The following is a 24,951-nucleotide window of genomic DNA, read 5'->3' as shown; positions in this document are numbered from 1 at the left end:
AAGGGAAATGTCGATGCTCCGTTCCGTCTTGATCCTCGCCGCCATCGGAACCGCGCTGCCTGCGACGGCACAGCAGGCGGTGCCGGCATCGGCCCCGATGTTGACCGACGGAACGCTGCTCGACGTCAGCGCGACGGGAAAGGCGACGCGCGTACCCGATATCGCCACCATCCGTTCGGGGGTGGTCAGCCAGGCGGCAACCGCCGCCGCGGCACTGTCGGACAATGCCCAGCGCATGACCCGCGTCGTCGCCGCGCTGCGCCGGGCCGGCGTCGCCGATCGCGATATCCAGACCGCGCAGATCCAGTTGCAGCCGCAATATCGCTATGCCGAGAATCAGCCGCCGGCGATCACCGGCTATCAGGCGAGCAACAGCGTCTCGGTCCGCTTCCGCGACGTGGCAAAAAGCGGCGCGATCCTCGACGCGCTGGTCGCACAGGGGGCGAACCAGATTGACGGGCCGACGCTGTCGGTCGATGCCGCCGACGCCGCGCTCGACGAAGCGCGCACCGACGCGATCCGTCGCGCCCGCGCCCGCGCCGACCTCTATGCGCGCGCCGCCGGGCTGCGCGTCGATCGCATCCTGCTGATCTCGGAAGATGGCGGGCAGTTGCCGCAGCCGCCGATGCCGATGCTGCAAATGGCGCGCGCGGCGAAGATGGCCGATTCGACTCCCGTCGCGGCGGGGGAGCAGGATCTGACGGTCAATGTCTCGGTGCGGTTCCTGTTGCGGTGAGCATGGTCACCCACCGTTCGTGCTGAGTAGGGGCTGAGCGCAGTCGAAGACCCGTATCGAAGCACTTGGTCAGCGGTCCTTCGATACGCCGCTTCGACAAGCTCAGCGGCTACTCAGGACGAACGGGGACACCCGGGCGATTCAGATCAGCGCGTAAACCGCTCCACCACCTCGGCCGGTACGCGCAGCAACCGGCCGCTCGCCCGGTCGAGCAACGCCCATGTCGTCCGCGCCTCGACCTTCACCCGGCCATCGGCCCCGGTGAAGCGCATCAGCCGGTCGAACCGGGCACCCTTGGGCGCATCGTCGACCCACGTCTCCGCCGTCACCGTCTCTCCGGCCACCACATTGCCCCGATAGTCGATCTCGTGGCGGGTGATGACCCAGACATAGGCGGCATGCTGTTCGGGCGTGGCCAGCGCATGCCAATGCTCGACCGCCACGTCCTGAATCCAACGGACCCAGACCGCGTTGTTGACATGGCCCAGTTCGTCGATGTCGTCGGGACCGGCGGTGATCGTCCGGGTATAGCGGGGCGAGGTCATTGCTGCGTGGCGGGGTCCGTTGCGGGGCGCGGCTTCAGGCCGCTGGTCTGGATCCGCCATGAACGTTGTTCGGCGGTCGCGCCATCGATATCGCCGGAACGGTGCAGCGTGACCGGCCCGGCCAGCGACACCGGCGTCCCGTCGCGCAGGCGTCCGGTAACCCGCACCGGTATCTCGATATAGCGCTGTCCCGCACCGGCATCGATCCGGCCGGGCGTGCCGATCGTCGCACGATACTCGGCATATTTCGCGAAGGAGTCGGCGAACGCCTTGGCCGACATGCCCGATGCTTCGCCCCGGCCGTTCCACAGGCGATAGGCATCGTCGTAACGCCGGGCGGCGATCGCGGCAAAATAGTCGGTCAGCACCGCCACGGCCTCCTGCGGTCCGGCCTCGGTCGCGACCGGCGCGCCGGCGTCGGCCGGGCGAACCTCGTTGGCGGGCAGCGGTGCAGAGACTCCCGGAATGCCATCGCCGGCGGGCAGGGGCGTCGACGGCGTCACCGGCGTCGGCTGACCCGCGATCGGCGTCGGTTCGGCCGCGGCGGCGTTGTCCGCCGCCGCCCCGTTGCCTTCATCGCCACCGCCGCAGCCGCTCAGCAGCAGCGCCAGCCCCGCGACGGCAAGCGTCCTCACGGTTCGATCGCGTCGCGATCGGCGTCGTTGAGATCGCCGTCTTCGGCAAGATTGTCGTCGTCGAAATCTTCCTGCAACTCGTCCTCGGTCTGGTCGCCCTGACCGGTGATCGTCACATCCTCATCCTCTTCGGCAAGTTCGTCGTCGACCATGTCGAGTTCGTCCTCATCCTCGTCGTCGGACATGCCGAGATCGGGTTCGAGGTCGGTCAGGATCGTGCCGTCGCTGGGTCCGTCGCGGGTCGCTTCGAGGATTTCGGCGCGCTGGCTTTCGTCATAGCCGTCCTCGTCATAGCCGTCGTCGCCCGATCCCTGACCATTTACCTGATGACCGCCCATCGAATGACTCCTGCTGGTTAGGACAGGGAAACCCGTTGCGGGCGGCGCCGGTTCCTATCCGCGACGGAACAGCCGGCCATGTTCGGTACGAAACACGACGAATACCGCGATCAGGCCGAGGAACAGGAACCCGCCGTACAGCGGCACGGTGGTCCCGTCGAACGCCTGCCCGATCACCGCCCCCAGCACCGCCCCGCCGAGCATCGACACGAAACCCTGCAGCGACGACGCCGTACCCGCGATCGACCCCATATTCTCCATCGCCATCGCCGAAAAATTGGAGGAGGCGAGGCCGAAACAGGCCATCATGATCGCCTGCAGGATGATGAAGCTGGTCAGCGACTCGACCCCCGCCAGCGTGATCGCGAGGTGGATCGCCGCGACCGCGACCAGCCCGAGCAGGGCCGCGTGCGAGATCAGCCGCGTGCCGAAGCGCATCACGATCCGCGAGTTAAAGAACGACCCCGCCGCCATCGTACCGGCGACACAGGCGAAGACGACGGTCAGCAGCTTGGGCTTGCCGAACGTCACCTCCATGATCTGCTGGATCGATCCGACGAACCCGAACAGTCCGCCCGACAGCAGCGCCGCCGCGACGGTATAGCCGACCGCATAGCGATCGCGCAGCACGATGCGATACCCCTCCATGATCCGGCCGGGGTCGAGCGGCTGGCGTTCGGCAACGGGCAGCGTCTCGGGCATGCGCAGCACGAACCACGCGAACACGGCGGCGGTGACGATCGCGATCCCGCCGAAGATCCACCGCCACGAGGCGAAGGCGAGCACGAATTCGCCGAAGGTCGGCGCCAGCACCGGGGCGGCCATGAAGAAGATGAAGGCGAGGCTCATCACCCGTGCCATCGCCCGGCCCGAATAACAGTCGCGCACCAGCGCCACCGTCACCACACGCCCGCCCGCGACCGCCGCACCCGATGCGAAGCGCGCGATCAGCAGCAGCAGGAAACTGCCCGATACCGCCGCGACCAGATTGGTGATCGTGCTGGCGATCAGCGCGAAGATCAGCACCGGCCGCCGGCCATAGCGATCGGCGAGCGGACCATAGGCCAGCTGCGCGATCGAGAAGCCGAGCAGGAACGAGGTGACGACGAACTGCCGCGTATTGGGTTCGGCGACGCCCAGCGCGTCGCCGATCGCGGGCAGCGCCGGCAGCATGGAATCGATGCCGAGCGCGGTTAGCGCCATCAGCGCCGCGATCAGCGTCACGAACTCGCCGAACGGCAGCGGTGAACGGTCCGCCGACCCACTGCCGCTCGGGGCAGGAGCGGCGTCGGTCAGCGCGGCGGAGGTATCGGGCGACAGGGGATCGGTTCTTTGTTGCATCGCATCATCCCCATGCCGCAACTCGCGGCTCGCGTCACGTAAAGGATGACCCTGTTCGGCGGCGGGCCGTGCGTCTATCTTGATGGCTTCGTTCCGGTATCTTTCAGGATTTGAGACCAATGGCCGACACGCCGCTTTCGCAGGTTCCGCTGATTTCGATGGCGCAGGCCGAGCGGGACCCCGATGGCTTCGCCCGCGACTTTGGCGAGTCGTTTCAACGCTTCGGTTTCGCGATGGTATCCGACCATGGCGTCGACCAGGGCGTCATCGACCGCGCCTGGGCGATGACCAAGGCGTTCTTCGACCTGCCCGAAGCCGAAAAACGCGGCTATTTCGTTGAGGGCGGCGGCGGTGCGCGCGGCTATACCCCGTTCAAGACCGAGATCGCCAAGGGTGCGACCCATGTCGATCTGAAGGAATTCTGGCATGTCGGTCGCGAGCTGGCCGCCGGCCACCGCTATGGCGACGTCATGCCCGCCAATGTCTGGCCCGACCGGCCCGAGGGGTTTCGCGAGGCGTTCCTTGACCTGTTCGCCGCGCTCGATGCCGCGGGCGACCGGCTGCTGTCGGCGATCGCCCGCTATTTGGGGCTGGAGCCGAACTGGTTCGACCGCGCGGTGAAGGACGGCAACTCGGTGCTGCGCCTGCTCCATTATCCGCCGGTCGCCGCCGATGCGCCCGAAGTACGTGCCGGCGCGCATGAGGACATCAACCTCATCACCCTGTTGCTGGGGGCGGAAGAGGCTGGGCTCGAACTGCTCGACCGCGACGGGCGCTGGCTGCCGGTCGCGCCGCCGCCGGGCGCGATGGTCGTCAATGTCGGCGACATGCTGCAGCGACTGACCAACCACGTCCTGCCCTCGACCACCCACCGCGTCGTCAATCCGGCGCCCGAACGGCGCGGCCATTCGCGCTATTCGATGCCGTTCTTCCTCCACCCCGCGCCCGATTTCCTGATCGAGACGCTGCCCGGCTGCATCAGCGAGGAACGCCCGAACCGCTATCCCACCCCGATTAGTTCGCACGACTATCTGTACGAGCGGCTGGTCGAGATCGGCCTCATCAAGAAATAGCGCCCTTCCGGCGGCGGCAGGCAAACCCTTCCCCTCCCGCGCCACAGCTACTAGAGACACGAAACCGGCCGGGGCGATGCTCCGGCCGCAATTTTGTTACGTCAACAAGTTGAGGGACCTATGACCGAACCGCTCCGCGTCGCCATCGCCGGCCTTGGAACCGTGGGTGCGGGCGTGATTCGGTTGATCGAGACTAATGGCGAACTGATCGCGCGCCGCGCCGGTCGCCCGATCGAGATCGTCGCGGTATCGGCGCGCGACCGCAGCCGCGACCGCGGCGTCGATCTGTCGCGCTATCAATGGGTCGACGATACCGCTGCGCTGGTGCAGGCGGGCGATGCCGATGTCGTCGTCGAGCTGATCGGCGGATCGGACGGACCGGCGCTGACGCTGGCGCGCGGTGCGCTCGCGGCGGGCAAGGGCTTCGTCACCGCCAACAAGGCGATGATCGCGCATCACGGCCTCGAACTCGCCCAGGCTGCTGAGGACAAGGGCGTCGCGCTGAAGTTCGAAGCGGCGGTCGCCGGTGGCGTCCCGGTCATCAAGGGGCTGCGCGAAGGGGCGGCGGCCAACGAGATTTCGCAGGTCTTCGGCATCCTCAACGGCACCTGCAACTTCATCCTCTCGAAGATGGAGGCGGAAGGGCGCGACTTCGCCGAGGTGCTGGCCGAGGCGCAGGCGCTGGGCTTTGCCGAAGCCGACCCCAGCTTCGACATCGACGGGGTCGATGCCGCGCACAAGCTGTCGATCCTCGCCAGCCTCGCCTTCAATACACAGCCGGCGTTCGATGCGGTGGCGGTCACCGGCATCCGCCACGTGCTGGCCGCCGATATCGCCGAAGCCGCGGCGCTCGGCTATCGCATCCGGCTGGTCGGGGTCGGCGAAGCGGGGCCGCGCGGTCTGTTCCAGCGGGTCCATCCGCACCTCGTGCCGCTCGACCATCCGCTGGCGCATGTCACCGGTTCGCTCAACGCCGTCGTCGCCGAGGGCAATTTCGTCGGACGGCTGTTCTTCCAGGGGCGTGGGGCCGGCGACGGTCCGACCGCGAGCGCGGTGGTCGCCGACCTGATCGATATTGCTCGCGGCGAATTCGGCCCGCCCTATGCGATGCCGGTCGCCGACCTGACCCCCGCCGCACCCGAACCGACCGGCGAACGCCGCGGCCGCGCCTATCTGCGCCTGCAGGTCGCCGACAAGGTCGGGGTGCTGGCGGAGATCGCAGCGGCGATGCGCGATGCCGGAGTGTCGATCGAAAGCCTGATCCAGCGCGGCGCAAATGCCGATGGTAGCGTGCTGGTTGCGATCGTGACGCACGAAGGGCCGGAACGCTGCGTCGCGCAGGCGCTGGAAAAGCTGGAAAGTTCGGCCAGCGTGCTCGGCCAGCCGATGTGGATGCACGTGCTCGGCGGATAAGATCCGGGCGCCGGGCCCGACGGCGGATCAGGGCAGCGGGATTGCCGCTTCCGCATCCCGCCGCGCCCGGCGTTCCGCCCGTGCGGCATTGGCGCGCTGGATGAAGCAGCCCGTCTGTCCGCCGACCCCGGCGGTCGAGCAGCTGCCGATCCCGCTCGACCCGGCGTTCAGATTGTCCTGCACCCGCGTCGCCCAGCTTTCGCCGTCGCGGGTCGGTTCGACGTCGCGCAATTCCTTGGGGATACGGAAGCGTTCCTGCTCGCCCCGGCGGACGCAGACCACGATTTCCTCGCCATCGGCGTTGGTCGGGCATTTGTCGTTGCCATAGATGACGAGCGTGCCGTTGCGGACCTGCGCAGCGGCGGGCGCGGTCGGCATGGCAAAGGCGACGATCGCGGCGGCACCGGCCAGAAGCGTGCGGGTCATCACAAAATCCTCCTGTCCGGGTAACGCCCGGACGATCAAATGCGTTTCGAAACTTCGATGGCGATGCGGCAGCCCGCGCGGATCGCCGCCGACAGCAGGGGATAGGCGGGCGCGCGTTCGGCGCCATGCGCCAGCGCCGCTTCCTTATGCTCCAGCTCCTCGGCCTGGAACTTGCGGATCGCGGCACCCAGTTCGGGATCGTCGTCGCCCAGTTCGGCGAGCTGATCCTCATAATGTTTGTCGATTTCGGTCTCGACCGCCGCCGTGCAGGCCATTGCCGCCTCCGGCCCGATCGCCGCCGTCGCCGCACCCAGCGCAAAGCCGGCCACGTCCCAGATCGGCTGGATGATCGTCGGGCGTACGCCGCGTTCGGCGATCAGCGCGTCGAAATAGGCGCGATGTTCGGCCTCCTGCAACGCCATGCCCTGGATCGCCGCCGACATCGGACTGCGGTCGCCCATCACCGCCAACTGTCCGGCATAGATGCGCGTCGCGCCATATTCGCCGGCTTGATCGACGCGGATCATCGATTTGATTCCGCCGGGCCGGGGATCGCCGGGTCGCCACTTGCTCATGTCCGCCTCCGTGTCGCCAGCATCAGCACCACCAACGCGCCGACGATCGAAAAGATCGCGTTGAATCCGGCCAGCGAGATGCCGAGGAACGACCATTGCGGCACGTCGCAGCGGACCACCGGTTGCCGCACGATCGCCGCCAGCAGGTCGTCGCCGGTCGCGTGCAGCGTATTGGCGCAGGCGGTGACCCCCTGCCACCAATGATATTCGACGCCGGCATGGAACACCCCGATCGCCCCGCTGGTCAGGATCGCCAGCCCGGCAAGGATCACCAGCAGCCGCTTGGCCGAGGTGCGCGGCGCGAAGAAGGACAAGGCCGCCAGCACGATCGCCGCATAATGCGGCCAGCGCTGCCAATGGCACATCTCGCACGGGTACAGCCCGCCCAGAACTTGCGAGCCGAGCGCCCCCGCGATCAGCGTGAGCGGTAGCAGCAGCGCGATCCAGCGCGCGAGCGGCAGGTCGTTGGCACGCATCGGTTCAGCGCTTGCCGGGCTTGGGAGCAGCCGCCGCCATGCGCGTCGGCGGACCGACCCGGCCCATCGTCTGCAACGCATAATAGAGCTGGAAATCGTCGATGCCGCGCTTCTTGAGCGACTCCGCGGTCTCGGCAAAGCGCGGATCGTCCTTGGTATCCTCGGTCAGCGTCTTGTCGTCGATGCCGGCCTCGTTGACCAGATGGCGGCGCAGATCGGCCTCGCGATAGACCGGGCGGCTCTTGTAATCGGGGTCCGAAATCTGCGGCACCTTCAAATCGGGGTCGATGCCGCCTTCCTGCACCGACCGGCCCGACGGCGTGTGGTAACGCGCGGTGGTCAGGCGCAGCGCGGTGTTCTTCGACAGGTCGAAGATCGACTGCACCGATCCCTTGCCGAAGCTGCGCTCGCCCATCACGATCGCGCGGTGATGGTCCTGCAGCGCGCCGGCGACGATCTCCGATGCCGATGCGGTGCCGGGATTGGTCAGCACGATGATCGGCAGCCCCTGCGCCAGATCGCCCGGCACCATCTCCTCGGCGAAATAGCGTTCGGTATCCGCCTTGTCGCGCCCGCGCTGCGACACGATCTCGCCGCGCGCCAGGAAGGTGTCGGATACCTCGATCGCCTGGGTCAGCAGCCCGCCGCCATTGTCGCGCAGGTCGATGACATAGCCCTTGGGCTTGTGGCCCAGCGCCTTGTCGATCCCGGCGATCGCGGCGCGGGTGTCGGCGCCGGTCGTCTCGCTGAAGGTGTTGATGTTGATGACGCCGATGCCGTCCTTTACTTCCCATTTGACCGGCTTCTGCACGATCGTGCTGCGCACCAGCGTCAGTTCGATCGGCTTGTCGCGGCCGGGGCGGACGATGGTCAGCGACACCTTCGATCCCGTCGGCCCGCGCATCTGCGCGACCGCTTCGTCGAGCGTGCCGCCGACGATCAGCTTGCCATCGACATGGGTGATGTAATCGCCCGATTTGATGCCGGCACGCGCCGCCGGCGTATCCTCGGTCGGGGTGATGACCTTGACCGCGCCGTCCTCCAGCGTGACCGACAGGCCCAGCCCCGAATAATTGCCGGTCGTGGCGATGCGGAGATTCTCGAAATCCTTGGCGTCGAGATAGCTCGAATGCGGGTCGAGCGCCGCCAGCATGCCGCGCATCGCGCCTTCCATCAGCGTCTTGTCATCGACCTTGTCGACATAGGACGCCTTCACCCGGTTGTAGACGTCCATGAAATTGTCGAGTTCGCGGAAACTTCCCGCATCGGCCTGCGCCATCGCGCCGGTGGCGACGGGGACCAGCGCGAGCGCACCGACGATCGCGGTTGCCTGAAGGAACGGACGGGACATACGCATATACGCTTGATGCTTTCGACTGCGGTACGGAAGCCACACTAGCGGGAAATCGTTCGGCGATCAAAGCGCCGTCTCGCTGAACCGGACCTGACGTTCGACCACGGCCGCACAACGCCCACGCCGGATGCCGGAATCGAACCGGCACCCGACCATGTCGTCGCGCCGGATGAAGTCGAGATCGCTGCGAAAGTCCGTGTCACCGTATCGCCGCAAAGGCGGGGATCCGGGACCTTACCCGCAAACCCTTGTTTTGCTTTCCTCTGGACCCCCGCCTTCGCGGGGGTACGGAAGGATTCCGGGATCGGCGAAGAACGTTCGCAGAAGTCTCCAACAAGTCCGTGGTAACGCCAAGGGACTTCGATTCGTTGAGCGCGATCCGCACTAGAATGCCGACCAGTCGTCCTCCGCCACCGCCAGCGCGGTGTTGCCGGCACTGCGCGGGCGCATCGGGACGACGGTGGCCGGCGCGCGGGGCGGCGGGGCGACGCGATGCCCGGTGTCGCCAAGGCGGAAGCTGCTGATCTGTCGCGCCATGCCGTCGGCGTCGGACGCGAGGCTGCGCACCGCCGCGGTCGCTTCCTCGACCATCGCCGCATTCTGCTGCGTCATGCCGTCCATTTCCGACACGGCGGTATTGATCTGATGCAGGCCCGTCGCCTGACGCTCGGCCGAGGCGGCGATGCTGGCGACCAGTTCGTCGATCTGTCCGATACGGCTGATGATCCGCCCCAGCGCGTCGCCGGTATCGACCACCAGCTGCACGCCGGTGTCGATCTGGCTGGACGATGCGGTGATGCGGGTCTTGACGTCCTTGGCGGCATCGGCGGAGCGTTGCGCCAGCGCGCGAACCTCGTTGGCGACGACGGCAAAGCCCTTGCCCGCATCGCCCGCCCGGGCCGCTTCCACCCCGGCATTCAGCGCCAGCAGGTTGGTCTGGAACGAGATGCCGTCGATCACGCTGATGATGTCGCTGATTTCGCTCGAGGCGCGTTCGATGCCGTGCATTGCCTCCACCGCGCGACGGACGATCTCGCCCGACTGGTCCGCCTCGGCGCGTGCCTCGCTGACGATGCGGTTGGCCTGGGCCGCGCCGGCCGCGGTTTCGCGCACGGTCGAGGTGATCTCGTCCATCGCCGCCGCCGTCTCTTCGAGGCTCGCCGCCTGTTGTTCAGTCCGCTGCGACAGGTCGTCGGACGCCTGACGAATGTCGTCGGCCCCGTTGTTGATGCTGCCCGCCGCTTCGGTCACGGTCGCCAGCGTCGATTGCAGCGCGGCGACGGCGGAATTGAAGTCCGCCTTGATCCGACCGAACGGCCCGGTCAGCTCGGCATCGACGCGCGAGACCAGATCGCCTTGCGCCAGTCGCGCCAGTGCCGAACCGAAGCTGTCGACGATCAGCGTCGTCTGTTCCTCCTTGGCACGTTCGGCCGCGACGAGCTGGTCGCGCAGTGCCTGGGTCGCGCCGGCCAGCTGGCCCAGTTCGTCGCGCCGGCCGCCGGCCGGGATCGCGACCGCCATGTCGCCCGACGTCATCCGCTTCAGCGCCGCGACGAGGGCCAGCAGCGGCACGACGATGAACCGGCGGGTGGCAAAACCGATGGCGAGAACGACGGCCAGGGTCGCACCCGTGGTGAAGACGAGCAGGATATTGGCCAACCGGGCGATCGCGTTCGCTTCGGCGCTGACCTCGGCCAGATGCGCTTCGATCGCATCGGACAGGGTGCTCATCCCGCCCTCCAGCTTTTCGAACGCTTTCAGAAAGCCGGGCAGCAGCGCCTTGGCGTGGGCAGGGTCGGCGGCGGCGGCATCGGCGATCCGTTCGGCGGTGTCGATATAGGCGACGGCCAATGGCTGGATATGGCGGGCCTGTGCCGAGATGGCGGGAGCATCGGCATAGGCGGCGTCGGCCGCCAGCGCCTTGCGCAGCGCCGCCGAGTCGTCGGTCAGGGCCTTGCGATTTGCCGCCAGATCGAGATCGCCGGTCGAGCCGGCGCGCAATACCGAAAGCACGTCACCGCGGATCGCGTCGTGCATCATGTCGGCGGTCATGTGGTTGCGCAGCAGCGCCGTTCCCCGGCTGATGCTTTCGCGCGCGTCGGATTGGCTGCCGTTCGACCAGACTCTGGCACCTGCCGATCCCAATACCAGCAGCGCGATCGCAGCGATTGCCGCCAGTACCATCCGGTTGATCGATTGCATGCGGCCGTACTCCGATTCGTTCGTTCGGTACGGTCTGGACGAAATCGGATAATATACGGTTATCGGGCTGTTGACCGTGCGCCTACAACATGGCCGCCAGGTCGACCGGTACGCCGTGACGGCGCAGTTCGATCGTCACCACCGGCCCCTCGCCCTGCGGTGCGCGACCGATCGGCGTGCCGGCGACGACCCGCGCGTCGACCGGCCCGACACTGGCCGCAAGACCGGAAACCGTCGTCGTCCAACCGCCGCCATGGTCGAGGATCACCACCCGGCGATAGCCCCGGAACCGCTTGCTGAACGCGATTCGCCCCGGCGCGGGTGCGATGACGGTGGCCCCCGGGGCAACGGTCAGCGTCAACCCGCGCGCCCGCACGCCGCTGTCGCTGATCTCGCCGAAGCCGGTCGCGACGCTGCCGCTGACCGGCAGGCGATAGGCAGGCGGCGGCAGCGCCGGGGTTGCGGCATCGGGCCGGGGGAGCGGCCCGGGCAGGGCGGTCAACGCCGCGCGGGTGTCGCGCGCCTCGCCCAGTTCCTCCAGCCGGTCGACGATGTCGCGCGCCTGTTCGCCCAGCGCGATCGCCCGGTCTGATTCGATCAGCGCGCCGCGTGCCAGCGCCCGCGAACGCAACCGCTGTGCCGCCTCCGCCTGCACCAGGGCCAGCCGCTCATTCTCCAAGCGAGCATTGCTGGCCGCCAGTGCCGCGAGCGCGACACCGGCCTGCGAGCGCAATCGCGCCGCATCGGCGATGGCCGTGCGGACCGCGGCGGTGCGCTGCTGCATCGCCGGGACGACGGTGCCGAGCACGGCGCGGACATGGACCAGATCGTCGGTCGATCCCGGTTGCGCGACCGCCAGCCATGCCGGGCGGCTGGCGAGCGACTGCAACGCCCCGACCAGCCGCGCCACCGGGGCCTGCCGGGTCGCCAGTTCGCCGCGGCGGCGGGCGAGCAATTCGCCGATCAGCGCGACGCGCGCCTGTGCGGCCTTGCGGTCCGCTTCGGCCGCGACGATGCGGGCGGTCAGCGCCGCCTGCGCGGCCCGGCTACGCTTGGCCCCGGCGTTGGCGGCTCGTGCGGCGCGGTCGAGCAATTGCGATCGCGCGCTGGCCGCCGCCGCTGCCCGGCGCGCGTTTTCCAGCCGTTCGCGGCCCGCGGCGACCGGATCGTCCTGCGCCCACGCCGCCGCACCCGCCAGCGCGGCCAGAGCAACGAACAGGGCGAGCGCGCGCCTCATCCCTCGCGGTGATAGGGGTGGCCGGCGAGGATGCTGGTCGCACGCCATAATTGTTCGGCCAGCATCGCCCGCGCCATCAGATGCGGCCATGTCGCGCGGCCGAATGCCAGCAACAGGTCGGCCTGCGCCCGCTGCGCATCGTCGAAGCCATCGGCGGCGCCGAGCAGGAACCGGGTCTCGCGCACCCCGTCGTCACGCCACCGGCCGAGCTGGGTCGCGAACGCCATCGACGGCAGGTCGCGCCCCTTTTCGTCCAGCATCACGATGCGCGTGCCCGGATCGACCGGCGGTATTTTGCCCCCGCTATCGGGCAGTTCGGTGATCTTGGTCGGCCAGCCGACCCGCTTCAGATAGCGGTCGATCAGCTCGGCTTCGGGACCACGCCCGATCCGCCCGCGCGCGACGATATGCAGCAGCACGGGCGGACAGGCTTTACGCGTGCGCGGTCGGGTTCAGCGTATCGCCGAACGCCCACATCCGCTCCAGATTGTAGAAGGTGCGGACTTCGGGGCGGAACAGGTGGACGATCACGTCGCCGGTGTCGATCAGCACCCAGTCGGCGGTCGGCAACCCTTCGATGCGCGACGGGCGGCCGAACTCGGCCTTGACCCGCTCGGCCAGCTTGGTCGCCATCGACGCCACCTGCCGACTCGACCGGCCGCTGGCGATGACCATGTAATCGGCGATGCTCGACTTGCCCGCGAGCGGGATCGACACCGTCTCGACCGCCTGGTCGTCGTCGAGGCTGGCGAGCACCATGCGGTGCAGCGCTTCGGTCTCGCTCATGGCATCGGTCGGGTCGGTAGGGGTCGGCAAGGGTATCAGCTTTCAGGGGCCTGTGCGCCGGACCGGGCGGGTGGAATTACCCGACGGTGCCAGGCGGGATCGGCGGCGCGGATCGCGGTCGCCGAGGTTGGATCGGGGCGGAAGCGTAAGCGGACCAGTGCCGGCAAACTCCACATCGTCCATCGTCTCGCCTGGCCTGCGGGCCGCGCATGGCGCCGCAACCAGCCCATCGCAGGACTAGCGAGGGCGCGGCCATCATAGCCCGGACGCGCGACGACCGCAATCGCCACCGTCCGCGCAATGCCGCGCCAGTCGCGCCAGCGGTGAAACTCGGCGAGATTGTCGGCCCCCATCAACCAGATGAAGCGATGCTGCGGGTAGAGCCGCACCAGTTTGCGCAGGGTATCGACGGTATAGCGCGTTCCCAACCGCCCTTCGATCGCGGTCGGCCGGATCGGCGCATGCCGCGCGACCCGCCGTGCCGACGCCAGCCGCGCGTTGAGCGGTGCCATGCCGGCGGCGGGCTTCAGCGGGTTGCCCGGCGACACCAGCCACCACACCTCGTCCAGCGCCAGCGCGCGCTTTGCCGCCAACGACACCCGGCGATGGCCGCGATGGGCCGGGTTGAACGATCCGCCGAGCAGGCCGATACGGCTCATCTATCCCAGTCCTCACGATCATGGCGGATGCGCAGGATTTCGACCTGATCGGGCAAGGTACGGTAGATCAACAGATAGGGCGCGCCGCGAACCCGCAGCACGCGGCTGCCTCCGCTGACCGGCCGTCCGACGCCTGGAAAACTGTCGAGGATCGCGGAGCGCTGCGCCACCGCAGTCAGCATTTCAGCTGCCACGATCGGTGCTGCGTTATCCGACAGCCACTGGTTGATCCGGCGAAGATCCTCAAGCGCGGGTCTTGTCCAAACGATCAGCGGACTCGGCTCCGGTGCCGTTCGATCATCGCGTCGAGTTCCGCCATGACGACTTCGTGCGGAATCAGTTCGCCCCGGTTGGCCGCATCGATGCCGACTTGAACGAACGCCGCCAGTTCCTCATCCGCCCGCACCGCGCGACGCAGCGCATCAGCGGCGAATTCGTCGCGGGTGATGCCGCGTCCGGCAGCCAGCCGACTGATCGCATCATCGGTCGCGGCATCGATGGCAGTGGTGATCGGTCGCATCTCCATCCACCCAACCTATGCCGCGCGACCCCCGCCATCAAGGCCGGGTCTGACCGGTCCCGCGCACGATCCACTTGTACGTCGTCAGCCCCTCCAGCGCGACCGGGCCGCGCGCATGGAGTCGGCCGGTGGCGATGCCGATCTCCGCACCCAGCCCGAATTCGCCGCCATCGGCGAACTGGGTCGATGCGTTCCACATGACGATCGCCGAATCGACGCGGGCGAGGAAGTGCTCGGCGGTCGCGTCGTCGGACGTGACGATCGCGTCGGTATGGTGCGATCCGTGCGCGGCGATATGCGCGATCGCGTCGTCGACCCCATCGACCAGCTTCACCGACAGGATCGCATCGAGATATTCGGTGTCCCAGTCGTCGTCATTCGCTTCGAGGATAGCGGGATGCAGCGCCCGCACCTCGGCATCGCCGCGCAATTCGCAGCCGGCATCGAGGAGACCGGTCAGGATCGGCAGCGGATCGGCATAGGCACGGTCGATCAGCAGCGTCTCCGTCGCGCCGCAAACGCCGGTCCGCCGCAGCTTGGCATTCACGACGATCTCCCGCGCCATCGCCGGATCGGCGGCACGGTCGACATAGCTGTGGTTCAACCCGTCGAGATGCGCCAGCACCGGCACCCGCGCCTCTGCCTGAACCCGCGCGACCAGGCTCTTTCCCCCGCGCGGCACGATCAGGTCGATCAGCCCTTCGGCCGCCAGCATCGCGCCGACCGCCGCACGATCTGTCGTCTGGATCAGTTGCACAGCCGCTTCGGGCAGTCCGCCCGCGACCAGCCCACGCACCATCGCCGCGTGGATCGCGCGATTGCTGTGGATCGCCTCGCTCCCGCCGCGCAGGATCGCCGCGTTCCCGGCCATCACCGCCAGCGCCCCGGCATCGGCGGTAACGTTCGGCCGGCTTTCGTAGATGATGCCGATCACGCCGATCGGCACACGGACCCGGGTCAGCACCAGTCCGTTCGGCCGCTCGCTGCGGTCGATGACCTCACCGACCGGATCGGCCAGTCCCGCCACCGCCTCGACCCCCGCCGCCATCGCCTCCAACCGGCCCGGGTCGAGCCGCAGCCGGTCGAGCATCGCACCCGACAGGCCGTTCGCCTGCGCAGCCGCGATATCGCGTGCGTTGGCGGCGAGGATGGCGGCGGCGTCGTCGCGGATCGCCGCGGCGGCGCGGCGGAGCGCGGTGGATTTGGTCGGGGTGGGCGTCGCGGCAAGTCGCTGCGCTGCGATCCGGGCGTCAGCGCCATAGCGGGCGATCATGTCGGCGGTGCTGTGTTCGGCGGTCATCGCGCTACCCCATCGGTTTGCGCCGCTTTCGCGCAACCGGCAGGCCGCGTCCAGTCGACAAAAAGGGGGCGCCCTCTCGGACGCCCCCTTCCTCCCTTGGCGTTATCGATTAGAAATTGACGCGCGCACCGGCATAGAAATACCGCCCGGTCACCGGGAATATCCCGCTGTCCGTCCCGGTGCCGGTCAGGCCATAGGGCGGCAACTGGTCGTTCACATTGTCGACGCCGACGTAAAGGCGGAAATTCTTGTTGGCGCGGATGCCGAACTGAATGTCGTGAATGAACACTTCCGGCAAATAGATGATCGGAAAGGCGTCGGCATTGGTCGGCGGCCGATCCTGTTCGTAATTCTGCAGGTTCCACGACCCCAGCGTCTGGCGACCGATATACTGGGTGGTCAGCGCGATATCGAACGGCCCGGCAAAGAAATTGGCGGAGAACAGGCCACGCCATTCGGGATCGCCCAGCACATTGTTCCGGCGCGTATAGCGGTCGGGATCGGTCAGGAACGTATATTGCCGCCGGGTTTCCAGCCAGCTGACATTCGCCGACAGGTTCAGGCGGATGTCGTCGGTGAAGCTGTGACGATAGGCGACTTCGGCATCGATGCCCGACGTGGTCAACTTCGCATAGTTGAATGGCCCGTTGGTGAAGCCATTGCCCTGCAGGCCGATGTTGAAGTCCGGGAAGCCGGCGAAGCGGCGGCCCTGCTGTCCCGCAAAGGTGAAGTCCGCGATCGGATCGCTCGACCGGCGGCGAATGACCTGCGCGCAGAACGGATTATTGATGCCGCCCGGATCGTCATAGCAACGATTCACCAGCGCCTGCGGGGTGATCGTGTCGATCGCCTGCTTGATCTCGATATTATAGTAATCGACCGTCACCGAGAAGCCCGGCAGGAAGCGCGGCGCGAACACGCCGCCCAGCACGAAGCTGCGGCTGACTTCGGGTTGGAGCCCGGTATTGCCGCCATTGGTGCCGAGGATGCCCGAGGTAGGCGCATTGGTCCACGGAACGACTTGCCCGTCGGGTAGGGTGATAGTGGTCGGGATGCCCGCCGCCGCGCAGTTGCGCGCCCGGTTCGGGTCCTGGTTGATGACGGTCTGGCTACACGGATCGGTGAAGCTGTTGGCGAAGGTCTGGCTGGTACCGGCATAGAGTTCGGCCAAGTTCGGTGCGCGCGTCGCCTGTGCATAGCTTGCCCGGAAACGCAGACCGCGCACCGGCGAATAGATGCCGGCGACGGTGTAGGCATAGACCGCGTCCGGGAGGAAGTTATACTTGGACGCGCGTCCCGATGCCTCGACCGACAATTCCTGGACGAAGGGCAGGTCTGCCAGGACCGGTACGCGGATTTCGCCGAATGCTTCCGTGACGCTCACCGCATCGGGATTCGAATCCTGGATCGAATTCAGGAAGGTATTGGATTGGCCTGGTGCATATTCGCCCTTGGTAAAGTCGTCATATGCGGAAAAATAATCCTCACGGCGATATTCGACGCCGAAGGCGATGCCGACCGGACCGCCCGGCAGGCGCAAGAATCCCGATGTATCGCCCGACACCGAATAGACGGCGTTAAGCTGTTCGGCCCATTGCTTCCGCGACGAGGTGTAGAGCGAATAGGCGATGCCGTCGGGCGTGGTCAGCGGGGCACCTTCGCCAAACAGGTTCAGCGGTCGGCAGCTTGCATCATCATTTGCCGCGCTGGCATCGGCGTTGATCCGACACACGATCTGGCCCGATACCGGGTCGCGTACGGCATTGGCGGCGTTGTTGAACTTGCGGATGTCGACGTTGCCGCCGGTTTCGTAATAGGTTTCGGTCCGGCCGTAATTGACGAACGCGTCGTAATTCCAGTTGCCGGTGTCGAGCAGCACGCCTCGCGCACCGGCGACCGCGCGATAGGTCTGGCGTTCATGCTGTTCGGCGCGGGTGCCGATGTCGTTGTTGAAGCGGAAGAAGGTGAACGCGCTACTATTGTCGGTCGCGGCCAGTCCGTTGAGCACGCGGATCGTCGAACGTGCCTGTTCGGTCAGATACGGATTGTCCAGATAGAAGGTCGGCGTCAGGCGACCATTCACAAAGGTCGGCTGGGTCGAGGTCTGGTTGGCGGTGACCTTGACGTACTTCGCTTCGATATAAGGTTCGAACGCGCTCGACACCTCGAAACGCGACAGCAGATTGACGTTGATGCGGTCCAGCCCCGGCAGGAGCATCGCGCCTTCGACGCCGCTCGCGGTGCGGCCGCCCAGGACGCCGCCGCCAGTCGGGCGAAGGTCGATGGTCGGCGTATCGCGGACCAGCGTGCCGTCGGGTAGGAAGATATAGTTGCTGTTGATGCGTCCGTTGGTCGGGGACAATTGTCCGGTACAGACTGCGGCACGGCGCGCGCCGTTGGTCGCGGTCGCGACCGGGCAGGCGGTGATGACGGTGCCGCCCAGCGAGATGATGCCGAACTTCGATCCCGGGTTGCGGAAGAAGGTCGCGTCGGGGATGCCGTCGCCCGCCGGCGGTTCGTTGCGCGCCGTGCCGTCCGGGTTGACGAAAGTGGTGCGCTGCGTCTGATAGAATCCTGGAACGCCCGAGAAGGCGCCGGTCTGCTCATCCCGGTCGCTGAACAGCACCTGGTCGGAATAGGCATATTCCGCCGAGATCGCGATGTTGCCGCGGCCTTCAGCGAAATTCTTGCCCCACAAACCGGTCACCAGATAGGATCCGCGGTCGCCACGGCTTGACACGCCGCCCTGCACGCGGGCGTCGAAGCCCTCGTAATCGCGCTTCAGCACGAAGTTGACGACGCCCGATACCGCGTCCGACCCGTACACGCCCGAATTGCCGCCGGTGACGGTTTCGACGCGTTCGAGCAGGGCGTTCGGAATGGTATTGGTATCGACGCTGAAGGTGCCGGGGTTGCCCGATACGTGGCGACGCCCGTTGACCAGCACCAGGGTCCGCGCAGGGCCGAGACCGCGCAGATCGAGCGCGTTGATACCGGCAGTGCCAATGCTCGCGGTCGAGTTCGCCTGGTTGAAGGTCGAGCGGAGCGCGGGCAGGCGGTTCAGCGTTTCGCCGACCGACACCTGACCGACATTTTCGAACTGCTGCACGGTAAGCGTCGTGACCGGAACGGCGGTATCGAGGTTCGGCCGCGCGATGCGCGATCCCGTGACGGTGATGACCTGCGTCGGGTCCTCCGCATCGTCGGTAGACTGGCATTCGACGCGCGTATCGCCAGCAATGCAATCGGCGGGACGCGGCGATGTCGCGGTGTCGGTGGTCTGCGCGAAGGCGAGTTGCGGTAGCAGCGCGACGCCGGCAAGCGCCGTCGCACCGAGAAGACGGTGTGTTTTCATTGATTGCCCCGTTTTGAACGCGGGAAATATCCAGCGTTTGCAGCAGGAAAATCAATAATCGCGGCCTTGGCAAGCCGTACCCGGCCTTCCGTACGGCAAGGCAACAAATTGTTACAGAATCGTGATCAGCGCATCAACGCGCCGCGCAGCACTCGCAACATACATAAAAAATACGCGTTGAGATTATAATAATGCTGCACGGCAACGCTTTGTTACAACGGTAGGATCAACGCTCGACGCACATCGCGATACCCATGCCGCCACCGATGCACAGAGTCGCCAGCCCCTTCTTCGCGTCGCGGCGCTTCATCTCATAGATCAGCGTGGTCAGCACGCGCGCGCCCGATGCGCCGATCGGGTGGCCGATCGCGATCGCTCCGCCGTTCACATTCACCTTGTCGGCGCTCCAGCCCATGTCCTTGCCGACCGCCAACGCCTGTGCGGCAAAGGCTTCGTTGGCTTCGACCAGGTCGAGATCGTCGACGCTCCAGCCGGCCTTTTCCAGCGCGCGGCGCGAGGCGGGGACGGGGCCGATGCCCATGATCGACGGATCGACGCCGGCCGTCGCCCAGCTCTTGATCGTGGCGAGCGGTTCGAGGCCGCGCTTGGCGGCCTCGTCGGCGGACATCACGACCAGCGCGGCGGCACCGTCGTTCAGGCCCGATGCGTTGGCGGCGGTGACCGACCCGTCCTTCTTGAACGCCGGGCGCAGGCCCGACACGCCGTCGATGGTCGCACCGGCGCGGATATATTCGTCCTGATCGACCACGGTGTCGCCCTTGCGGCCCTTGATCGTGACCGGCGCGATCTCGTCGGCGAAGCGGCCCTCGCCGCGCGCGGCTTCGGCGCGGTTCTGCGAGCGGACGGCGAATTCGTCCTGCTCGGCGCGGGTCACCTGATATTGCTCGGCGAGGTTCTCGGCAGTGATGCCCATGTGATAGCCGTTGAAGACGTCGGTCAGCCCGTCCTTGATCATCGTGTCGACCATCGTGCCGTCACCCATCTTGGTGCCCGCACGCATCTGTACGGCATGCGCCGACAGCGACATGCTCTCCTGACCGCCCGCAACCACGATCGTCGCGTCGCCGGTCTGGATCGCCTGCGCCGCCAGCGCCACGGCGCGCAGCCCCGATCCGCAGACCTGGTTCAGCCCCCATGCCGGCACTTCCTTCGGTACGCCCGCCGCCATCGATGCCTGCCGCGCCGGGTTCTGGCCCTGCCCGGCGGTCAGCACCTGGCCGAGGATCACTTCCGACACGTCCTCCGGCGCGACGCCGGCTTGGGTCAGCGCGGCGGCGATCGCCTGCCGGCCCAGTTCGTGCGCGGGGACCGCGGCAAAGGCGCCGAGAAAGCTTCCGACGGGGGTACGCTTGGCGGCAACGATGACGGCGTCGGTCATGGGCAATCCTTCTCCTAAAGCTTCGCAGGCTATCTAATGTGGGGCGCGTCGCTTAGCCAGCGCGCAAGCGGTTCCCACAGGACGCTTCGTCCGCGACTGCCGACGATCATGCCGACATGGCCGGCGGGGACGATGCGCCGGTCGGCGAGGCCGATCGCGCTGGCGGCGGGGACGATCCGGTCGCTTTCGGCGACGAACTCGACCATCGGCACGGCGTGCGCGGCGGAGGCGACGCCGCCCGCGACCCGCCAGCGTCCGCCGCCCGGCAGGTCGGCATCGAACAGGTCGTCGAACAATTCGCGTCCTGCCGCATAGGGAAGCGGCGCCCCGGCATTGGCCCAGTCCTCTAGCGCGAGGAACGCCTGCGCCTTCGCCGATGCGGGATCGAGATCGGCGAAGGCGACATATTTGTCGACGGTGCGCCCCGGATCGAGCTGCCAGAACATCGCCTGGAGAAACTCCATGGGGACCAGCCCCATCTGTTCGGCGGTCGGTTGCGCCATCGTCCATTGATCGGCGATGGCGGCACGCGTCGCCTCGCCGAAGCCGGCGAAATGCCATGGCGTCGCGATCAGCGCGATGCCGGCGGTGTCGACGAACCCCGCCGCGGCCAGCGCGATCGTGCCGCCCAGACAATATCCGACCAGCAGCGGCGGCACGTCGAGCGTCGCGCACAACCGCGCCGCCGCCTGCGCATGATCGCCAAGGTCCATCGATCGATCCTCTGGTCCCGGCGTTCCCCAATCGACCAGCAGCACCCGCAACCCCCGTCCCGCCAGCCAGCGCAGCAGCGAATTGTCCGGCGACAGGTCGAGGACGAAGGGCGGATTGATCAGCGAAGGGACCACCACCACCGGTCGCCCGGTCCCGCCATAATCGCGCAGCACGATCCGCCCGTCGCGCGCGACCGGTTCGGGCATCGGTGCGCGCGGCAGGCGCGGCGCGTCCTGATAGGCGCGCAAGCCGGCCAGCGCACGGGCGCGCCGGGCCGGGTCGTCGGCGGTTTCGCTGCGCAACATCGAGAGAAACAACGGTAAAGGCCGTGGCCCGTGTTGCGGCGCGGTATCAACCGGTGTAGCCATGAGCATATCTTTCGCGCAAGGATTTCGCATGAAGAAGGCAGCGGCCGACGGCAGCCCCGTCATCATCAAGAAATACGCCAATCGTCGGCTCTATAATACCGAGACGTCGTCCTACATCACGCTCGAGCATCTGGCGGCGATGACGCGCGAGCATCGCGACTTCAAGGTGGTCGACGCCAAGACCGACGACGACATCACCCACAACGTGCTGACTCAGATCATCATGGAGGAAGAGAGCCGGGGCCAGACGCTGTTGCCGGTCAGCTTCCTGCGGCAACTCATCACGCTGTACGGCGATTCGATGCAGGCGATGGTCCCGGGTTATCTGGAGGCGTCGATGGACAGCTTCCGCCGCAACCAGGAACAGTTCAAGACCGCGGTCGAGGGCGCCTTCGCCCATTCGCCCTTTGCCGAGATCGCCAAGCGCAACCTCGCGATGTTCGAGGCGGCGGCCCATGCGTTTAAGCCGGGCGCGGCCGGTACGCCGACCCCCGCGACCTCGACCGAGGCGCCCGCCACCAAGGTCGACGAAATGGCCGCGCTGCGCGCCGAACTGGCGCGGTTGCAGGACAAGGTCGACAAGCTGGGTTGAGCCGGGCGGGGGAGGGGCCGGGCGAACGGCGTTCCGCCGGGGCAACCCTATCGCTTCCCCCGATAGGCCGGGAGCGCGATGCGGAACCGGATCGCCGCCCCGCGCAGTGCGAACCCCGCCGTCGCCGCCGGCAGCGCGGCCATGAACGGCGGCAGCCCCGCCGCCACCAGCACGACGTGCAGCCCCGCCGCCAGCGCCGCCGCCGTCACATATAGCTCGGGTCGCATCAGGATCGACGGCACGCCGGCCAGCACGTCGCGGATGATGCCGCCGACGCACGCGGTCAGCACCCCCATCAGCGCCGCCTGAAGCGGTGGCACGCCATAGGTCAGCGCCTTGGCGGCACCGAACACCCCGTACGCCGCCAGCCCCGCCGCATCGAGCCAGTCGAGCGCCTTCTCATGCCACCAGCGTTCGGGCGTGAACCACACCAGCAACGCCATCCCGACACAGATCGCCGCGACCGGCGATCCATGGACCCAGAAGACCGGCGCCCCGATCAGGAGGTCGCGCACCGTCCCGCCACCGACCCCGGTGATGAGGGCGAAGAAGGCGGCGGTGACGAAGGTCTGTGCCGCCCGGGTCGCCGCCAGTGCGCCCGACGCCGCGAACACCGCGATACCGATCATGTCGAGCGCGCCGAGCATCTGCCCCAGCGCCTGCGGAGAAGGAACCATGGCGTCTCGCTAACGTACCGCAGGATATGTGGCGAGCGATAGCTTGCCGCACCACCGCCCGATCGGGCAAAGGAACGCCATGCGACGCCTGTCCTCCGCCGCCACGCTTACCACCGTCCTGTTGGCCGCGCTGGCCGGTACCGTCGACGCGCTGGCGTTCAGCGGGCTGGGCGGCTTCTTCGCCTCGTTCATGAGCGGCAATTCGACGCGTTTCGGCGTCGGCCTCGCCCATGGCTGGGACTATACCGCCGCGACCGCCGCCGCGCTGGTCCTGTCCTTCGTCGCCGGGGCGATGCTCGGCACCATCGCCGGTGCGGCGGCGGCCGAACGGCTGGGGCAGGGGCGGCGGGCGGAGGCGGTGATGGGCCTCGTCACGCTGATGCTCGCGATCGGCGCGGCGATGGCCGCCTTCGCGCCGCTGACGCTCGCCATGCTGATGCTGGCCGGCGCGATGGGCGCGCAGAACGGCGTCGTCGCCCCCGATGGCGAGGTTCGGATCGGCCTGACCTATATGACCGGTACGCTGGTCCGCATCGGCCAGCGCCTCGCCCGCCGCCTGCTGGGCGACCGCTCCGCCCCCGGTCTGCGCCGCGACGCGCTGTTGTGGCTCGGCTTCGTCGCCGGGGTGACGATCGGTGCGATCGGCTGGAACTGGCTGGGACTGGCGGCCTTGTGGGTCGTCGCCGCGCTGTCGGCGCTGCTGACGATGCTGGTCGCCCGCGTCGAGCTGCAATAGCCGCGCGTTCCCATCGCTGTTCTCCCCCGTTCGGTTCGAGCAGCTTCGAGCCTGTCGAGAACGCCGTTGTTTGGAGGGACCCCCTTCTCGACTGCGGTTCCCGACAGGCTCGAAGCGAACGGGGGCGGGGGAGGCGGTGGAAGGCGTTACGCCTCCCCCTCCAGCGGCAACAATCCGCGGACCTCGCCGATGAACCGCACCACCGAAATCGGCTTGGTGACATAGGCGTTGGCCCCTGCCGCGCGTACCCGGTCCTCGTCGTCGCGCCCCGAATAGGCGGTGACCGCCATGATCGGGATCGTGCGCAGCCGCGTATCGCCCTTCAGCATGGTGATGAGTTCCAGCCCGGTCATATGCGGCAGCTGGATATCGGTGATGATCAGGTCCGGCAGGAAACCGCGCGCCTTCGTCACCGCCTCGCGCCCGTCGCGGACCGGTTCGGTATCATAGCCATGCGCGCGCAACAGGTCGCAGAACAGCTTCAGGTTCAGTTCGTTGTCCTCGACAACGAGTACCCTTTTTGCCACGCGCGTTGCATCCTTTGATGATCGTGGGGACGGTGTAGGCGATGCGGCAGCGTGAGACAAATATTGACGCAGCGACACTTGCTTTACAAGCACTTGCTTGGATCATCGGCGATGAAGGCCGTGCGTCGCGCTTCCTTTCGCTGACCGGTGTCGACCCGGCCGACCTGCGCGAGCGTGCCGGACAGCCGGCATTTCTGGTACAAGTGCTCGCCCATCTCGAATCCTACGAACCCGATCTGATCGCCTGTGCCGATGCGCTGGACGTGCCGCCCCCGGCGTTGGTGCGTGCCCGCGCCGAACTGGAGAATGCATGAAACCCTTGCTCATCACCGATTGCGACGAAGTCCTGCTGCACATGGTCCGCCATTTCGGCACCTGGTTGAAGGACGCACATGCGATCGACTTCCGTCTGCACGGTGGCGGCTTCGCCGAATCGATGACGCGTGCGGACGGCACGACGCTCGAACCACTGGAAATGTGGGGCCTGCTCGACGGCTTCTTCCCCGCCGAAATGGCGCGGCAGACGCTGGTCCCGCATGCGCGCGAAGCACTGGCCGCGCTTGCCGAACAGGCCGATATCGTCGTCCTGACCAACTTGCAGGATCATTGCCGCACCCATCGCATCAATCAGCTCGCCACGCACGGCATCGTCCACCGCGTCGAATGCAATCAGGGGGGCAAGGGGCCGCCGGTCGCACGGCTGGTCGCCGAATATGGCCCCAGCGTCACCGTGTTCGTCGACGACCTGGCGGTCCATCACCAGTCGGTCGCCGACACCGCGCCGCAGGTCTTTCGCCTGCACATGGTGTCCGAACCCGACCTCGCCGTCCATGTCGCCCCGGCGCCCGCCGCCCATGCCCGCATCGACGACTGGGTCGAGGCGCAGGGCTGGATCGAGGCCCGCTTCGCCGAAGGGCGTGGGCCACAGGCTTGACCTCGTCCCCGATCAACGGAAAGGAACGCATCC

The 24,951-nt window shown here is 67.3% G+C and carries 28 protein-coding genes; 7 read left to right on the top strand and 21 right to left on the bottom strand.

The window, feature by feature from the left end; genetic code table 11:
* Window positions 1-7: 7 nt before the first annotated feature.
* Window positions 8-736: an SIMPL domain-containing protein gene (locus ACZ1JS_RS14225; protein ID WP_465166625.1), complete on the top strand. Its 729-nt coding sequence runs from the start codon at window positions 8-10 to the stop codon at window positions 734-736.
* Between the two features lie 146 nt (window positions 737-882).
* Here ACZ1JS_RS14225 and ACZ1JS_RS14220 read toward each other — a convergent pair whose 3' ends face one another.
* From ACZ1JS_RS14220 to ACZ1JS_RS14205, 4 genes are read right to left on the bottom strand one after another with little or no spacing between them, the layout of a single operon-like run.
* A complete protein-coding gene (locus ACZ1JS_RS14220; protein ID WP_465166624.1) occupies window positions 883-1,281 on the bottom strand; it encodes an acyl-CoA thioesterase in 399 nt (132 codons plus the stop codon).
* On the bottom strand, window positions 1,278-1,916 hold the full coding sequence (locus tag ACZ1JS_RS14215) for a hypothetical protein (RefSeq protein ID WP_465166623.1): 639 nt from the start codon (window positions 1,914-1,916) through the stop codon (window positions 1,278-1,280). Before ACZ1JS_RS14215 ends, ACZ1JS_RS14220 begins: the two co-directional genes overlap by 4 nt.
* The gene (locus tag ACZ1JS_RS14210) at window positions 1,913-2,254 is read right to left on the bottom strand and encodes a DNA primase (protein WP_465166622.1); all 342 of its coding nucleotides are present in this window, start codon (window positions 2,252-2,254) and stop codon (window positions 1,913-1,915) included. Before ACZ1JS_RS14210 ends, ACZ1JS_RS14215 begins: the two co-directional genes overlap by 4 nt.
* A 54-nt stretch (window positions 2,255-2,308) precedes the next feature.
* Complete coding sequence (locus ACZ1JS_RS14205; protein WP_465166621.1) at window positions 2,309-3,595, bottom strand: multidrug effflux MFS transporter; 1,287 nt, start codon at window positions 3,593-3,595, stop codon at window positions 2,309-2,311.
* 119 nt (window positions 3,596-3,714) lie between these two features.
* On the opposite strand from ACZ1JS_RS14205, the gene ACZ1JS_RS14200 reads away from it, so the two are divergent.
* On the top strand, window positions 3,715-4,668 hold the full coding sequence (locus tag ACZ1JS_RS14200; protein WP_465166620.1) for an isopenicillin N synthase family dioxygenase: 954 nt from the start codon (window positions 3,715-3,717) through the stop codon (window positions 4,666-4,668).
* 120 nt (window positions 4,669-4,788) lie between these two features.
* Entirely contained in the window at window positions 4,789-6,081 is a 1,293-nt protein-coding gene (locus ACZ1JS_RS14195) for a homoserine dehydrogenase (protein ID WP_465166619.1), read from the top strand.
* A gap of 27 nt (window positions 6,082-6,108) precedes the next feature.
* Here the strand turns inward: ACZ1JS_RS14195 and ACZ1JS_RS14190 are convergent, their stop codons facing one another.
* From ACZ1JS_RS14190 to ACZ1JS_RS14120, 15 genes are all read right to left on the bottom strand, one after another.
* The gene (locus tag ACZ1JS_RS14190; RefSeq protein ID WP_465166618.1) at window positions 6,109-6,507 is read right to left on the bottom strand and encodes a hypothetical protein; all 399 of its coding nucleotides are present in this window, start codon (window positions 6,505-6,507) and stop codon (window positions 6,109-6,111) included.
* A 35-nt stretch (window positions 6,508-6,542) separates the two neighbouring features.
* Entirely contained in the window at window positions 6,543-7,082 is a 540-nt protein-coding gene (locus ACZ1JS_RS14185) for a demethoxyubiquinone hydroxylase family protein (protein ID WP_465166617.1), read from the bottom strand.
* Window positions 7,079-7,558: a disulfide bond formation protein B gene (locus ACZ1JS_RS14180; protein WP_465166616.1), complete on the bottom strand. Its 480-nt coding sequence runs from the start codon at window positions 7,556-7,558 to the stop codon at window positions 7,079-7,081. Before ACZ1JS_RS14180 ends, ACZ1JS_RS14185 begins: the two co-directional genes overlap by 4 nt.
* Before the next feature lie 4 nt (window positions 7,559-7,562).
* Window positions 7,563-8,909 (bottom strand): S41 family peptidase, encoded by a 1,347-nt coding sequence (locus ACZ1JS_RS14175; protein ID WP_465168705.1) that lies wholly within the window; start codon window positions 8,907-8,909, stop codon window positions 7,563-7,565.
* 387 nt (window positions 8,910-9,296) lie between these two features.
* Window positions 9,297-11,114, bottom strand: a complete 1,818-nt coding sequence (locus ACZ1JS_RS14170) for a methyl-accepting chemotaxis protein (protein WP_465166615.1) — start codon at window positions 11,112-11,114, stop codon at window positions 9,297-9,299.
* A gap of 82 nt (window positions 11,115-11,196) precedes the next feature.
* Window positions 11,197-12,351, bottom strand: a complete 1,155-nt coding sequence (locus ACZ1JS_RS14165; protein WP_465166614.1) for a murein hydrolase activator EnvC family protein — start codon at window positions 12,349-12,351, stop codon at window positions 11,197-11,199.
* Window positions 12,348-12,770, bottom strand: a complete 423-nt coding sequence (locus ACZ1JS_RS14160; protein ID WP_465166613.1) for a 23S rRNA (pseudouridine(1915)-N(3))-methyltransferase RlmH — start codon at window positions 12,768-12,770, stop codon at window positions 12,348-12,350. Before ACZ1JS_RS14160 ends, ACZ1JS_RS14165 begins: the two co-directional genes overlap by 4 nt.
* Before the next feature lie 13 nt (window positions 12,771-12,783).
* Window positions 12,784-13,137 (bottom strand): ribosome silencing factor, encoded by a 354-nt coding sequence (rsfS, locus tag ACZ1JS_RS14155; protein WP_242119482.1) that lies wholly within the window; start codon window positions 13,135-13,137, stop codon window positions 12,784-12,786.
* 35 nt (window positions 13,138-13,172) lie between these two features.
* Window positions 13,173-13,796, bottom strand: coding sequence for a nicotinate-nucleotide adenylyltransferase (locus tag ACZ1JS_RS14150; protein ID WP_465166612.1), 624 nt, complete (start codon window positions 13,794-13,796; stop codon window positions 13,173-13,175).
* Window positions 13,793-14,065 carry a type II toxin-antitoxin system RelE/ParE family toxin gene (locus ACZ1JS_RS14145; RefSeq protein ID WP_465168704.1) on the bottom strand — a complete coding sequence of 91 codons (273 nt, stop codon included), beginning with the start codon at window positions 14,063-14,065 and terminating at the stop codon, window positions 13,793-13,795. The genes ACZ1JS_RS14150 and ACZ1JS_RS14145 overlap by 4 nt, the downstream gene beginning before the upstream one ends.
* Complete coding sequence (locus tag ACZ1JS_RS14140; protein WP_465166611.1) at window positions 14,065-14,322, bottom strand: CopG family transcriptional regulator; 258 nt, start codon at window positions 14,320-14,322, stop codon at window positions 14,065-14,067. The genes ACZ1JS_RS14145 and ACZ1JS_RS14140 overlap by 1 nt, the downstream gene beginning before the upstream one ends.
* Before the next feature lie 31 nt (window positions 14,323-14,353).
* On the bottom strand, window positions 14,354-15,616 hold the full coding sequence (locus tag ACZ1JS_RS14135; protein WP_465166610.1) for a glutamate-5-semialdehyde dehydrogenase: 1,263 nt from the start codon (window positions 15,614-15,616) through the stop codon (window positions 14,354-14,356).
* A gap of 109 nt (window positions 15,617-15,725) precedes the next feature.
* Window positions 15,726-18,971, bottom strand: a complete 3,246-nt coding sequence (locus tag ACZ1JS_RS14130) for a TonB-dependent receptor domain-containing protein (protein WP_465166609.1) — start codon at window positions 18,969-18,971, stop codon at window positions 15,726-15,728.
* A 226-nt stretch (window positions 18,972-19,197) separates the two neighbouring features.
* Window positions 19,198-20,370, bottom strand: a complete 1,173-nt coding sequence (locus ACZ1JS_RS14125) for an acetyl-CoA C-acetyltransferase (protein ID WP_465166608.1) — start codon at window positions 20,368-20,370, stop codon at window positions 19,198-19,200.
* Window positions 20,371-20,399: 29 nt separating this feature from the next.
* Window positions 20,400-21,389, bottom strand: a complete 990-nt coding sequence (locus ACZ1JS_RS14120; protein ID WP_465166607.1) for an alpha/beta fold hydrolase — start codon at window positions 21,387-21,389, stop codon at window positions 20,400-20,402.
* A gap of 91 nt (window positions 21,390-21,480) precedes the next feature.
* Between ACZ1JS_RS14120 and phaR the strand changes: the two genes are divergently transcribed.
* Window positions 21,481-22,044: a polyhydroxyalkanoate synthesis repressor PhaR gene (gene phaR, locus ACZ1JS_RS14115; protein WP_465166606.1), complete on the top strand. Its 564-nt coding sequence runs from the start codon at window positions 21,481-21,483 to the stop codon at window positions 22,042-22,044.
* 47 nt (window positions 22,045-22,091) lie between these two features.
* Here the strand turns inward: phaR and ACZ1JS_RS14110 are convergent, their stop codons facing one another.
* The gene (locus ACZ1JS_RS14110) at window positions 22,092-22,721 is read right to left on the bottom strand and encodes a trimeric intracellular cation channel family protein (protein WP_465166605.1); all 630 of its coding nucleotides are present in this window, start codon (window positions 22,719-22,721) and stop codon (window positions 22,092-22,094) included.
* 79 nt (window positions 22,722-22,800) lie between these two features.
* On the opposite strand from ACZ1JS_RS14110, the gene ACZ1JS_RS14105 reads away from it, so the two are divergent.
* The gene (locus ACZ1JS_RS14105; RefSeq protein ID WP_242119492.1) at window positions 22,801-23,457 is read left to right on the top strand and encodes a YoaK family protein; all 657 of its coding nucleotides are present in this window, start codon (window positions 22,801-22,803) and stop codon (window positions 23,455-23,457) included.
* 146 nt (window positions 23,458-23,603) lie between these two features.
* Here the strand turns inward: ACZ1JS_RS14105 and ACZ1JS_RS14100 are convergent, their stop codons facing one another.
* A complete protein-coding gene (locus ACZ1JS_RS14100; protein WP_345877268.1) occupies window positions 23,604-23,984 on the bottom strand; it encodes a response regulator in 381 nt (126 codons plus the stop codon).
* Between the two features lie 41 nt (window positions 23,985-24,025).
* Here ACZ1JS_RS14100 and ACZ1JS_RS14095 point away from each other — a divergent pair, with 41 nt between their 5' ends.
* Both ACZ1JS_RS14095 and ACZ1JS_RS14090 read left to right on the top strand, forming a co-directional pair.
* On the top strand, window positions 24,026-24,298 hold the full coding sequence (locus ACZ1JS_RS14095; protein WP_242119494.1) for a DUF3572 domain-containing protein: 273 nt from the start codon (window positions 24,026-24,028) through the stop codon (window positions 24,296-24,298).
* Window positions 24,295-24,918: an HAD family hydrolase gene (locus tag ACZ1JS_RS14090; RefSeq protein ID WP_465166604.1), complete on the top strand. Its 624-nt coding sequence runs from the start codon at window positions 24,295-24,297 to the stop codon at window positions 24,916-24,918. The genes ACZ1JS_RS14095 and ACZ1JS_RS14090 overlap by 4 nt, the downstream gene beginning before the upstream one ends.
* The last annotated feature ends 33 nt before the right edge of the window (window positions 24,919-24,951 follow it).

The sequence above is a fragment of the Sphingomonas sp. BL-S-05 genome, from assembly GCF_055521695.1.
This window is presented reverse-complemented; position numbering and strand designations above follow the sequence as displayed.